This window comes from Catellatospora aurea (assembly GCF_042663325.1).
Classification (GTDB): Bacteria; Actinomycetota; Actinomycetes; order Mycobacteriales; family Micromonosporaceae; genus Catellatospora; species Catellatospora aurea.
This window is the reverse complement of sequence record NZ_JBHTAC010000007.1, coordinates 21886-34293: the sequence shown is the minus strand read 5'-3', so window position 1 is coordinate 34293 and position 12408 is coordinate 21886. Positions and strand designations below refer to the sequence as shown.

The 12408-nt window shown below is 67.7% G+C and carries 11 protein-coding genes; all 11 read left to right on the top strand.

Annotation, left to right across the window (positions count from 1 at the left end):
- Nucleotides 1-26: 26 nt before the first annotated feature.
- Nucleotides 27-3917 (top strand): DNA-directed RNA polymerase subunit beta', encoded by a 3891-nt coding sequence (locus ACFQO7_RS09100; RefSeq protein ID WP_203692234.1) that lies wholly within the window; start codon nucleotides 27-29, stop codon nucleotides 3915-3917.
- A gap of 43 nt (nucleotides 3918-3960) precedes the next feature.
- Nucleotides 3961-4314: a hypothetical protein gene (locus tag ACFQO7_RS09095; RefSeq protein WP_376805975.1), complete on the top strand. Its 354-nt coding sequence runs from the start codon at nucleotides 3961-3963 to the stop codon at nucleotides 4312-4314.
- Nucleotides 4315-4765: 451 nt separating this feature from the next.
- A complete protein-coding gene (locus ACFQO7_RS09090; RefSeq protein ID WP_376805974.1) occupies nucleotides 4766-5194 on the top strand; it encodes a hypothetical protein in 429 nt (142 codons plus the stop codon).
- Between the two features lie 507 nt (nucleotides 5195-5701).
- On the top strand, nucleotides 5702-6085 hold the full coding sequence (rpsL, locus tag ACFQO7_RS09085) for a 30S ribosomal protein S12 (protein ID WP_120317147.1): 384 nt from the start codon (nucleotides 5702-5704) through the stop codon (nucleotides 6083-6085).
- Nucleotides 6085-6555 carry a 30S ribosomal protein S7 gene (gene rpsG / locus ACFQO7_RS09080; protein ID WP_360536135.1) on the top strand — a complete coding sequence of 157 codons (471 nt, stop codon included), beginning with the start codon at nucleotides 6085-6087 and terminating at the stop codon, nucleotides 6553-6555. Before rpsL ends, rpsG begins: the two co-directional genes overlap by 1 nt.
- A gap of 87 nt (nucleotides 6556-6642) precedes the next feature.
- Nucleotides 6643-8739 carry an elongation factor G gene (fusA, locus tag ACFQO7_RS09075; protein WP_360536137.1) on the top strand — a complete coding sequence of 699 codons (2097 nt, stop codon included), beginning with the start codon at nucleotides 6643-6645 and terminating at the stop codon, nucleotides 8737-8739.
- 159 nt (nucleotides 8740-8898) lie between these two features.
- Complete coding sequence (gene tuf, locus ACFQO7_RS09070; protein ID WP_360536139.1) at nucleotides 8899-10092, top strand: elongation factor Tu; 1194 nt, start codon at nucleotides 8899-8901, stop codon at nucleotides 10090-10092.
- 387 nt (nucleotides 10093-10479) lie between these two features.
- Nucleotides 10480-10788, top strand: coding sequence for a 30S ribosomal protein S10 (gene rpsJ, locus ACFQO7_RS09065; RefSeq protein WP_007073037.1), 309 nt, complete (start codon nucleotides 10480-10482; stop codon nucleotides 10786-10788).
- A gap of 11 nt (nucleotides 10789-10799) precedes the next feature.
- Nucleotides 10800-11462 carry a 50S ribosomal protein L3 gene (rplC, locus tag ACFQO7_RS09060; RefSeq protein ID WP_360536141.1) on the top strand — a complete coding sequence of 221 codons (663 nt, stop codon included), beginning with the start codon at nucleotides 10800-10802 and terminating at the stop codon, nucleotides 11460-11462.
- The gene (gene rplD / locus ACFQO7_RS09055) at nucleotides 11459-12103 is read left to right on the top strand and encodes a 50S ribosomal protein L4 (protein ID WP_360536143.1); all 645 of its coding nucleotides are present in this window, start codon (nucleotides 11459-11461) and stop codon (nucleotides 12101-12103) included. Before rplC ends, rplD begins: the two co-directional genes overlap by 4 nt.
- Nucleotides 12100-12402: a 50S ribosomal protein L23 gene (rplW, locus tag ACFQO7_RS09050; RefSeq protein WP_361049308.1), complete on the top strand. Its 303-nt coding sequence runs from the start codon at nucleotides 12100-12102 to the stop codon at nucleotides 12400-12402. The genes rplD and rplW overlap by 4 nt, the downstream gene beginning before the upstream one ends.
- The last annotated feature ends 6 nt before the right edge of the window (nucleotides 12403-12408 follow it).

Below are 12408 nucleotides of genomic sequence, written 5' to 3'. Positions count from 1 at the left end.
GACACGAGCAAAGAGGGACATACAACGTGCTCGACGTTAACTTCTTCGATGAGCTTCGGATCGGCCTGGCGGGCGCGGAAGACATCCGGCGCTGGTCGCACGGCGAGGTCAAGAAGCCCGAGACGATCAACTACCGCACCCTGAAGCCCGAGAAGGACGGACTCTTCTGCGAGAAGATCTTCGGTCCGCAGCGGGACTGGGAGTGCTACTGCGGCAAGTACAAGCGGGTCCGCTTCAAGGGCATCGTCTGTGAGCGCTGCGGCGTCGAGGTGACCCGTTCCAAGGTGCGCCGTGAGCGGATGGGCCACATCGAGCTCGCCGCCGCGGTCACCCACATCTGGTACTTCAAGGGCGTGCCGAGCCGGCTGGGTTACCTGCTGGACCTCGCGCCGAAGGACCTTGAGAAGATCATTTACTTCGCCTCGTACGTGATCACGAGCGTGGACGCCGAGGCGCGTCACCGCGACATGACCACCATCGAGAACGAGATCTTCGCCGAGAAGCGGCAGGCCGAGAACGCCCGCGACGCCGAGATCGAGAAGCGGGCCGTCAAGCTCGAGTCCGACCTGGCCGAGCTGGAGGCTGAGGGCGCCAAGGCGGACGTGCGCCGCAAGGTCAAGGAGGCCGGCGAGCGCGAGATGCGCCAGATCCGCGACAAGGCGCAGCGCGAGATCGACCGTCTGGACGAGGTGCTGGACACGTTCCGCAAGCTCGACTCCAAGCAGCTGGTCACCGACGAGCTGCTCTACCGCGAGCTGCGCGACCGCTTCGGCGAGTACTTCACCGGCGGCATGGGCGCCGAGGCCATCAAGGCCCTGGTGCAGAACATGGACCTCGAGGCCGAGGCCGAGTTCCTGCGCGAGACGATCCGCTCGGGCAAGGGCCAGCGCAAGCTGCGCGCGCTCAAGCGGCTCAAGGTCGTGGCCGCGTTCCTGGCCACCGGCAACTCGCCGCTGGGCATGGTGCTCGACTGCGTCCCGGTCATCCCGCCGGACCTGCGCCCGATGGTGCAGCTCGACGGTGGCCGCTTCGCGACGTCCGACCTGAACGACCTGTACCGCCGGGTCATCAACCGCAACAACCGCCTCAAGCGTCTGATCGACCTCGGCGCGCCCGAGATCATCGTGAACAACGAGAAGCGGATGCTGCAGGAGGCCGTCGACGCGCTGTTCGACAACGGCCGCCGTGGCCGGCCGGTGACGGGTCCGGGCAACCGCCCGCTCAAGTCGCTGTCCGACATGCTCAAGGGCAAGCAGGGCCGGTTCCGTCAGAACCTGCTCGGCAAGCGCGTGGACTACTCGGGCCGTTCCGTCATCGTCGTCGGCCCGCGGCTCAAGCTGCACCAGTGCGGTCTGCCCAAGCAGATGGCGCTGGAGCTGTTCAAGCCGTTCGTGATGAAGCGGCTGGTCGACCTGAACCACGCCCAGAACATCAAGTCGGCCAAGCGCATGGTCGAGCGTCAGCGCCCGGTCGTGTGGGACGTGCTGGAAGAGGTCATCACCGAACACCCGGTGCTGCTCAACCGTGCACCCACCCTGCACCGCCTCGGCATCCAGGCGTTCGAGCCGCAGCTGGTCGAGGGCAAGGCCATCCAGATCCACCCGCTCGTCTGCACCGCCTTCAACGCGGACTTCGACGGTGACCAGATGGCCGTGCACGTGCCGCTGTCCGCCGAGGCGCAGGCCGAGGCGCGCATCCTGATGCTGTCCAGCAACAACATCCTCAAGCCGGCCGACGGCAAGCCGGTGACCATGCCCACCCAGGACATGATCATCGGGCTGTACCACCTGACCCACAAGCGCACCGGCATGCTGGGCGAGGGACGGGTGTTCAGCTCCGAGGCCGAGGCGATGATGGCCTTCGACAACGGCGAGCTGCACCTGCAGGCGCCGGTCCGGATCCGCCTCAACGGCATCACCTCGGTCGACAACGGCCCGGGCGCCGAGGCGTGGGTCCAGCCGGAGGAGTGGGAGCCGAACGCGCCCGTCATCCTGGACACCACGCTGGGCCGGGTCCTGTTCAACGAGACCCTGCCGGTGGGCTACCGCTTCGTCAACCACGAGGTCCGCAAGGGCCAGCTCTCGGGCATCGTGAACGACCTGGCCGAGCGCTACCCGAAGGTCGCCCTGGCGGCGACGCTGGACGCGCTCAAGGAGGCCGGCTTCCACTGGGCCACCTGGTCCGGCGTCACCATCGGCATGGAGGACGTCATCTCGCCGCCGCGCAAGGGCCAGATCCTTGAGCGGTACGAGAAGGAGGCCGAGCGCTTCGACAAGCAGTACCAGCGTGGTCTGATGACCGCCGAGGAGCGCCGCGGCGAGCTGATCGAGCTCTGGACCAAGGCGACCAACGAGGTGGCCAAGGAGCTGGAGACCGCTCTGCCGCTGGAGAACCCGCTGTGGCGCATGATCCACTCGGGCGCTCGAGGCAACATGCTGCAGCTGCGCCAGATCGCGGCGATCCGTGGCCTGGTGGCCAACCCGAAGGGTGAGATCATCCCGCGGCCGATCAAGTCCTCGTACCGCGAGGGCCTGAGCGTGCTGGAGTACTTCATCTCCACGCACGGCGCCCGCAAGGGTCTGGCTGACACGGCGCTGCGTACCGCCGACTCGGGTTACCTGACCCGTCGTCTGGTGGACGTCTCGCAGGACGTGATCATCCGTGAGGACGACTGCGGCACCGACCGGGCGATCCCGATGCAGATCGGCACGCGCCACGACGGTGTGCTGTCGGTGCACGAGCACGCCGAGACCGGCGCGCACGCCCGCACCCTGGCCGAGGACATGTCCGACGCCAACGGCAACCTGGTCGCCGCCCGCGGCACCGACCTCAACTCGATCGTCGTCGACAAGCTGGTCAAGGCCGGCATCGAGGGCGTGCGGGTGCGGTCCGTGCTCACCTGCGAGTCCAAGCTCGGCGTCTGCGCGGCCTGCTACGGCCGTTCGCTGCCGACCGGCAAGCTGGTGGACGTCGGCGAGGCCGTCGGCATCATCGCGGCGCAGTCGATCGGTGAGCCGGGCACGCAGCTGACGATGCGTACCTTCCACACCGGTGGTGCGGCCTCGGGTGAGGACATCACCCAGGGTCTGCCCCGTGTCCAGGAGATCTTCGAGGCGCGTGTGCCCAAGGGCAAGGCGCCGATCGCGGACACTCCGGGACGCATCCGGATCGAGGCGGGCGACCGGTCGAAGAAGATCATCATCGTGCCGGACGACGGCAGCGAGGAGATCGTCCACGACAAGATCTCGAACCGGGTGAAGCTGCGGGTGCACGACGGCTCGCACGTGGAGGTCGGCGAGAAGCTCACCGAGGGCACCATCGACCCGCACGAGCTGCTGCGCATCATGGGTCCGCGCGCGGTCCAGGTCCACCTGACCAACGAGGTCCAGGAGGTCTACCGCTCGCAGGGCGTAATGATCCACGACAAGCACATCGAGATCATCATCCGCCAGATGCTCAAGCGGGTGACGATCATCGACTCCGGCGCGACCGAGTTCCTGCCGGGTGTGCTGGTCGACCGTGCGCAGTTCGAGGGCGAGAACCGCCGCCTGGTCTCCGAGGGCGGCGAGCCCGCGGCCGGCCGTCCGGTGCTGATGGGTATCACCAAGGCGTCGCTGGCGACCGAGTCGTGGCTCTCGGCGGCCTCCTTCCAGGAGACCACCCGGGTGCTCACCGACGCGGCCATCAACGCGCGCAGTGACTCGCTCATCGGTCTCAAGGAGAACGTCATCATCGGCAAGCTCATCCCGGCGGGTACCGGCATCAGCAAGTACCGCAACGTCCGGGTGGAGCCGACCGAGGAGGCGAAGGCCAAGGTCTACTCGATGACCTCGTACGGCGAGACCGACTACGGCTTCGGCCCGGCGTCGGGTGTCGCGGTGCCGCTGGACGACTTCGACTTCGGGTCGTACCGGTAAGCGTTTGAAGTGATCGCGGCGTCCCCCGTGTCGTTTACACGGCATGGGGGACGCCGCTTTCGTATCCGCACCCGCCCGCGACCCGGCTGATCCCGAGCCGGTCGCCGACACCAAGGCCACCGCCGCGTTCGGCCTGGGCCTGCTGGCCGCCGTGACGGGCCTCGCGGTGGGCGGCATCGTGCCCGCCACGATGGCCCTGGCCCTGGCCCGCCAGGCCCGCGAGGAGCTGCGTGCGGGGGAGGGCTGGCGCACCGGCGCGGGCCGCGTCCGCTGGGCGGAGCGCCTGTCCTGGCTCGCCCTGGCCCTGGCCGCCCTGACCCTGCTCACCCTGACCGTCTGGCTCTTCCTCCGCGGCGTCCACTTCGGCACCCAGGACTTCCCACCCACGGTCAACTGACCGAGCCCGCCATACCGGCCGGCCTCGCTTCGCCCAGCCCCGCCCCACGCCACGCCACGCCGGGCGACCCCGCCCGGCCGCCGCGTGCCCGGGCCGCCGCCTCGCCGCGATGATCATGAACTTAGGGGCGTGTTCGACGGTGTGTCGCGAGCACAACCTCATGATCGTTGCCCGCGTCTGCGGCGGTCGGTTCCATGATCTGCTTTTGTGGACGCTGGGTGCCGTTATAGGGGCCGTCAGCGTCCACAAAAACAGATCATGGGTGGGCTGGGGCACCGCGGGCGGGGAGTGGGCGGGACGTGGCAGGATCGGCGGCGTGACCTACCAGCAGCCTCCGGTGCCGCAGTGGCCCTCCGTGCCGCAGGGCCAGCAGCCGCCCGCGCCGCAGCCTCCGGTGCCGCAGTGGCCGGTGACGGCTCCAACGGGTCCGCCGCCTCCGCCGGTGCCACCCATGGCGGTTCAGCCGGTGGCCGGGCCGCGGCCGGTGAACTATCCGCCGCCGGTGCGGGTGGAGGTCGTGCCGGGCACGCCGTATGGCCTGGCGGTGCTGGGTGCGCCGAAGACCGCCTCGGGTGTCGCGGCCAGCGCGCTGGTGGCCGGCGTGGGTTCGGTCCTCGTCTCGCTGGTGGTGTGGTGCTTCGGGTTGGCGGGCGCGCAGCAGGGCTGGGGAGGACTGGTCGCCGGGGCGTTCGCGGTGCTGGCCATCCTGCTCGGCGCGGCCGGGGTGCTGCTCGGCTGGCTGGGGATACGGCAGATCCGCCTGGCGGCGGGCAACCTGACCGGCCGCGGGGTCGCCATCACGGGCCTGGTGTGTGGCGCGGTCGGCCTGGCGCTGGCCGCGGTCGGCCTGATCACCGCGATCGCCCTCAGCGCGGGCTGATAAAGGCCAGAGCCGGCCGAGCCGCCGTCCCGGCATGCGAGCTACCTCACGGTGCGGTATCCCGTTCGGGGCCGGGGAATCGAAGAGGTAGACTGGCTGTCGGAGTTCGCACTGACGGCGGACTGGTTGCTCGGAACGACTGGTTGCCTCGCATCGACGGGGGGTCGGGTCACCCCGTTTTGACCAGTGGGCCATCGGTTCGGTACTCTTTCCCCTCGTGCCCGGGCTTGCCCGGGCCCCTCGTGCGTGCGCCGACGCGGGACGAGTTCGACCGATGGTCGGGCAGCCCGCAGCACCACGACAACGACAGACTCCGACAGCTCGAGAAATCGAGCCGTCGGGCCCGTGCGCCGGACGACACGCCCGACCGCGGGGGTCGGGACGCGTCCTGGATCACTCCGAGACGGCGCCGATCGCAGCAGTTCGGGCCGCATTCGCGGCCACGGCCACATAAGTTTCCGCGACCGGAAAGTCGCGGAGAGGAAGCAAAGGGAGCGGAGAACACCGGTGCCCACAATCCAGCAGCTGGTCCGCAAGGGCCGCCAGGCGAAGACGAGCAAGACCAAGACGCCGGCGCTGAAGGGGAGCCCCCAGCGGCGCGGTGTGTGCACGCGTGTGTACACCACGACGCCCAAGAAGCCGAACTCGGCACTGCGGAAGGTCGCTCGCGTCAAGCTGAGCAGCCAGATCGAGGTCACCGCGTACATCCCGGGTGTCGGCCACAACCTGCAGGAGCACTCGATCGTGCTCGTCCGCGGCGGTCGTGTGAAGGACCTGCCCGGCGTGCGGTACAAGATCATTCGCGGTTCGCTCGACACCCAGGGTGTCCGCAACCGCAAGCAGGCGCGTAGCCGCTACGGCGCGAAGCTGGTCAAGGAAGGGAAGAAGTAATGCCTCGTAAGGGCCCCGCTCCGCGTCGGCCGCTGGCCGCTGACCCGGTGTACAACTCGCCGCTGGTCACCCAGCTGGTCAACAAGATCCTGCTGGCCGGCAAGCGCCAGCTGGCCGAGCGTGTCGTGTACGGCGCGCTCGAGGGCTGCCGCGAGAAGACCGGCACCGACCCGGTCGTGACGCTCAAGCGCGCGATGGACAACGTGAAGCCGACCCTCGAGGTCCGCAGCCGCCGTGTCGGTGGCGCGACCTACCAGGTTCCGGTGGAGGTCCGTCCGACCCGGGCGACCACGCTCGGTCTGCGCTGGCTGGTGACCTACTCCCGCGCCCGTCGCGAGAAGACGATGGTCGAGCGCCTCATGAACGAGCTGCTCGACGCCAGCAACGGCCTCGGTGCCGCTGTCAAGCGTCGCGAGGACACGCACAAGATGGCCGAATCCAACAAGGCCTTCGCGCACTACCGCTGGTGAAACAACGTGGAGCCGGGCCGATCCGTCGGTTCCGGCTCCACAACCTTGACTTTCCGGGACTGAGTCCCACTCCGAAAGGATCGTGAAGTGGCCGCCGTAGACGCCGCCCTCGCCAAGACTCGCAACATCGGCATCATGGCGCACATCGACGCCGGTAAGACCACCACCACCGAGCGGATCCTGTTCTACACCGGTATCACGCACAAGATCGGTGAGGTCCACGAGGGCGCTGCCGTCATGGACTGGATGGAGCAGGAGCAGGAGCGTGGTATCACCATCACCTCCGCTGCCACCAAGTGTGAGTGGAAGGGCCACACGATCCAGATCATCGACACGCCCGGCCACGTCGACTTCACCGTCGAGGTGGAGCGTTCGCTGCGCGTGCTCGACGGTGCCGTGGCCGTGTACGACGGTGTCGCCGGCGTGGAGCCGCAGACCGAGAACGTGTGGCGCCAGGCCGACAAGTACAACGTGCCGCGTATGTGCTTCGTCAACAAGCTGGACCGCACCGGTGCGGACTTCTTCCGCTGCGTCGACATGATGATCACCCGTCTCAACGCCACCCCGCTGGTGCTGCAGATCCCGATCGGTCTTGAGGGCGACCACATCGGTGTCGTGGACCTGCTGGGCATGCGCGCGCTGACCTGGCGCGGCGAGACCCAGAAGGGTGAGGACTACGCGGTCGAGGAGATCCCGGCCAACCTGCAGGAGCAGGCCGACGAGTGGCGCACCAAGCTGCTCGAGACCCTGTCCGAGGCGGACGACGCGATCATGGAGAGCTACCTCGAGGGTGGCGAGTTCACCGTCGACGAGCTCAAGGCCGCGATCCGTCGCGCCACCATCGCCGGCAAGCTGAACCCGGTCGTCTGCGGCTCCGCGTTCAAGAACAAGGGCGTGCAGCCGATGCTGGACGCGGTCGTCGACTTCCTGCCGTCGCCGCTGGACATCCCGGCCATCGACGGCACGCTGATGGACGGGGAGACCCCGGCCGAGCGGCACGCCGACTCGAGCGAGCCGTTCTCCGGCCTGGCCTTCAAGATCCAGACTGACAAGCACCTGGGCAAGCTGACCTACGTGCGCGTCTACTCGGGCACGCTCGACTCGGGCTCGCCGGTGATCAACTCGACCAAGGACCGCAAGGAGCGGGTCGGGAAGATCTACCAGATGCACGCCAACAAGCGTGAGGAGCGCCCCCAGGCGTTCGCGGGCGACATCATCGCGGTGCAGGGCCTCAAGCAGACCACCACCGGTGACACGCTGTCGGACCCGGCGCACCCGGTGATCCTGGAGTCGATGACCTTCCCGGACCCGGTCATCTCGGTGGCCATCGAGCCGAAGACGAAGGCCGACCAGGAGAAGCTGGGCGTCGCGATCCAGAAGCTCGCCGAGGAGGACCCGACCTTCCGCGTGAAGCTGGACGAGGAGACCGGTCAGACGGTCATCTCCGGCATGGGCGAGCTCCACCTGGAGATCCTCGTCGACCGCATGAAGCGCGAGTTCAACGTCGAGGCCAACGTCGGCAAGCCGCAGGTGGCGTACCGCGAGACGATCCGCCGCACGGTGGACAAGCTCGAGTACACCCACAAGAAGCAGACCGGTGGCTCGGGTCAGTACGCGAGCGTGATCATCGGCCTGGAGCCGCTGCCGCTGGACGCTGCCGCGCAGTACGAGTTCGTCAACGCCGTCACCGGTGGCCGCATCCCGAAGGAGTACATCCCTTCGATCGACGCCGGTGCCCAGGACGCGATGCAGTACGGCGTGCTCGCCGGGTACCCGCTGGTCGGTGTCAAGCTGACGCTGATCGACGGCAAGTACCACGAGGTCGACTCGTCGGAAATGGCGTTCAAGATCGCCGGTTCGATGGCGCTGAAGGAGGCGGCCCGCAAGGCCGACCCCGCCATCCTCGAGCCGATGATGGCAGTCGAGGTCGTCACCCCCGAGGACAACATGGGTGACGTCATCGGCGACCTGAACTCCCGCCGTGGAATCATCCAGGCGATGGAGGAGCGTAGCGGCGCCCGCGTCGTGCGCGCCCTGGTGCCGCTGTCCGAGATGTTCGGCTACGTCGGCGACCTGCGGTCGAAGACTCAGGGCCGGGCCAGCTACAGCATGGTATTCGACTCCTACGCCGAGGTTCCGCAGAACGTGGCGAAGGAGATCATCGCTAAGGCCACCGGAGAGTGACCGCGGTGGTGAGGCCGGCGTTCGCGCCGGCCTCACCACGGCTGAGCTCTCCACGGTCTCAGCACAGCAAGGAAGCGCCGGCGACCCCGGCGGGCAAAGGTCCTAAGCGCCAGTCGGCGCCGTCGGGCGAACGAACCAACAGTCCACAGGAGGACACCAGTGGCGAAGGCGAAGTTCGAGCGGACTAAGCCGCACGTCAACATCGGCACCATTGGTCACATCGACCACGGTAAGACGACGCTGACGGCGGCCATCACTAAGGTCCTGCACGACAAGTTCCCGGCACTCAACCCGTACACCCCGTTCGACGAGATCGACAAGGCGCCGGAGGAGAAGGCTCGTGGTATCACGATCTCCATCGCGCACGTCGAGTACCAGACGGAGAACCGGCACTACGCGCACGTTGACTGCCCGGGTCACGCTGACTACATCAAGAACATGATCACCGGTGCCGCCCAGATGGACGGCGCGATCCTGGTGGTCGCCGCGACCGACGGCCCGATGCCGCAGACCCGCGAGCACGTGCTGCTGGCCCGCCAGGTCGGCGTGCCCTACATCGTCGTGGCGCTCAACAAGAGCGACATGGTCGACGATGAGGAGCTGCTCGAGCTGGTCGAGCTGGAGATCCGCGAGCTGCTGTCGGCGCAGGAGTACCCGGGTGACGACCTGCCGGTCGTCCGGGTTTCCGCGCTGAAGGCGCTCGAGGGCGACCCGAAGTGGTCCGACGCGCTCATGGGCCTGATGGACGCGGTCGACTCCGCGATCCCGCAGCCCGAGCGTGAGGTCGACAAGCCGTTCCTCATGCCGATCGAGGACGTTTTCACGATCACCGGTCGTGGCACCGTCGTCACCGGTCGCGCCGAGCGCGGCATCCTCAAGCCGAACGAGGAGGTCGAGATCGTCGGTATTCGCGAGAAGTCGATGAAGACCACCTGCACCGGCATCGAGATGTTCCGCAAGCTGCTCGACGAGGCCCGCGCGGGCGAGAACGTCGGTCTGCTGCTGCGTGGCATCAAGCGCGAGGACGTCGAGCGCGGCATGGTCGTGGTCAAGCCCGGCACGACCACCCCGCACACGGAGTTCGAGGCGTCGGTCTACATCCTCTCCAAGGAGGAGGGTGGCCGTCACACCCCGTTCTTCCAGAACTACCGGCCGCAGTTCTACTTCCGCACCACCGACGTCACCGGTGTCGTCACGCTGCCCGAGGGCACCGAGATGGTCATGCCCGGCGACAACGTCGAGATGTCCGTGAAGCTCATCCAGCCGATCGCCATGGAGGAGACCCTCCGCTTCGCGATCCGCGAGGGTGGCCGCACGGTCGGTGCCGGCCGAGTCACCAAGATCACCAAGTGATCTACGCGGGCGCCCCGCTCTCGGGCGGGGCGCCCGCACCTTTACGTGTACGCAGGTCGGGCCTGTTCGAGTGAGCCCCGGCACCCTGATTTCACAATGCCGTACCCGATACGGCATAATGAACAGGTTGCGTTGCGACCGGTCGCGCCCAGAGCAGCTTCAAGTTGCGCCGGGTGTGCGGGTCGCGTGACGTGGGGGTCTTCGGGCCTCTGACGTGAAGCTCCTGTGATCGGGCGTGATGCCCGTTGAGCCAAGGCAAATGACCTTTTAATAGGGAATCAGTCTGGTTCAGCGCGCGACACGCCCGACCGCGGGGGTCGGACAGGGGGCAGGCCCCACCGTCTGCCGCCGCAGGTAGCGGCTTGAGAGAAGGAAACAGAAGCCACCATGGCGGGACAGAAGATCCGCATCCGGCTCAAGGCCTACGACCACGAGGTCGTCGATTCCTCGGCACGGAAGATCGTCGAGACGGTGACCCGTACGGGTGCTCAGGTCGCAGGGCCGGTGCCACTGCCCACGGAGATCAACCGTTTCTGCGTGATCCGTTCGCCGCACAAGTACAAGGACTCGCGCGAGCACTTCGAGATGCGCACGCACAAGCGTCTGATCGACATCATCGACCCGACCCCGAAGACGGTCGACTCGCTCATGCGACTCGATCTGCCGGCTGGCGTCGACATCGAGATCAAGCTGTAGGGACCGGACTGATGGACAGGCAAGTTAAGGGCATCCTGGGCGCCAAGCTCGGCATGACTCAGGTCTGGGACAACAACAAAGTCGTCCCCGTGACCGTGGTGCAGGCCGGCCCGTGCGTCGTCACCCAGGTTCGTACCACCGAGAAGGACGGCTACCAGGCCGTTCAGCTGGCTTTCGGCGCGATCAACCCGCGCAAGGTGAGCCAGCCCAAGGCGGGCCACTTCGCCAAGGCGAACGTCGCCCCCCGCCGGCACATCGTCGAGCTGCGCACCACTGACGCGGACTCGTACGAGCTCGGCCAGGAGGTCACCGTCGACACGTTCGCGGCCGGACAGGCCATCGACGTGACCGGCAAGACCAAGGGCAAGGGCTTCGCCGGTGTCATGAAGCGCCACGGCTTCCACGGCCTCAAGGCCAGCCACGGTGTCGAGCGCAAGCACCGCTCGCCCGGTTCGATCGGCGCTTGCGCCACGCCGGGTCGCGTGTTCAAGGGCGTCCGCATGGCGGGCCGCATGGGTGGCGTGCGCTACACCGCGCCCGGCCTCACCGTGCACGCCGTGGACACCGAGAACAACCTGCTGCTCGTGAAGGGCGCCATCCCGGGCCCGAAGGGTGCGCTGGTGCTCGTTCGCACCGCCGCCAAGACGAAGAAGAAGGGTGGTGCCGCGAAGTGACCACGGTTGACGTGATCAGCGCCGAGGGCGCCAAGAGCGGCTCGGTCGAGCTGCCCGCCGACATCTTCGACGTGCAGGCGAACATCTCGCTGATGCACCAGGTCGTGGTGGCCCAGCTGGCCGCCGCGCGCCAGGGCACGCACAAGGCGAAGAGCCGCGGCGAGGTCGCCGGTGGCGGCAAGAAGCCGTACAAGCAGAAGGGCACCGGTCGCGCCCGTCAGGGCTCGATCCGCGCGCCGCAGTTCGCCGGCGGTGGCGTGGTCCACGGCCCGGTGCCGCGTGACTACAGCCAGCGGACCCCGAAGAAGATGAAGGCCGCCGCCCTGCGTGGCGCCCTGTCGGACCGGGCCCGCAACGGCGTGCTGTTCGTGGTCGACGCGTTCGTGGCCGGCGAGACGCCGTCGACGAAGGCCGCCCTCGCGACGGTCCAGAAGGTCGCGGGCGACGCCCGCCGCGTGCTGGTCGTGCTGGGCGCCAACGACGAGATCAACTGGGTGAGCCTGCGCAACCTGCCGCAGGTGCACCTGATCGAGGCCGGGCAGCTCAACACGTACGACGTGCTCGTCAGCGACGCGGTGGTCTTCACCACCGAGGCGCTGGAGGAGTTCCTGGGCGTGCCCGCTGAGGAGGGTTCCAAGTGACGACGATTGCCGACCCGCGCGACGTCATCGTCGCTCCGGTGGTCTCGGAGAAGAGCTACGGCGAGCTCAACCGCAACTGGTACACCTTCCTGGTGCACCCGGACGCGAACAAGACCGAAATCAAGATCGCTATTCAGCAGATCTTCAATGTTCGGGTGCTGACCGTGAACACGCTCAACCGTGAGGGCAAGCGCAAGCGCACCCGCACCGGCTGGGGTCAGCGCAAGGCGACGAAGCGCGCGATGGTGAAGCTCGCCGAAGGCGACCGCATCGAAGCCTTCGGCGGACCGGTGAGCTGAGGGGTA

Coding starts and splice junctions, on each gene's coding strand:
- ACFQO7_RS09095 (WP_376805975.1), top strand. CDS start 3,961: ATGGGGGACGCCGCTTTCGTATCCGCACCCGCCCGCGACCCGGCTGAT.
- rpsJ (WP_007073037.1), top strand. CDS start 10,480: ATGGCGGGACAGAAGATCCGCATCCGGCTCAAGGCCTACGACCACGAG.
- rplC (WP_360536141.1), top strand. CDS start 10,800: ATGGACAGGCAAGTTAAGGGCATCCTGGGCGCCAAGCTCGGCATGACT.
- ACFQO7_RS09090 (WP_376805974.1), top strand. CDS start 4,766: ATGGCGGTTCAGCCGGTGGCCGGGCCGCGGCCGGTGAACTATCCGCCG.
- rpsG (WP_360536135.1), top strand. CDS start 6,085: ATGCCTCGTAAGGGCCCCGCTCCGCGTCGGCCGCTGGCCGCTGACCCG.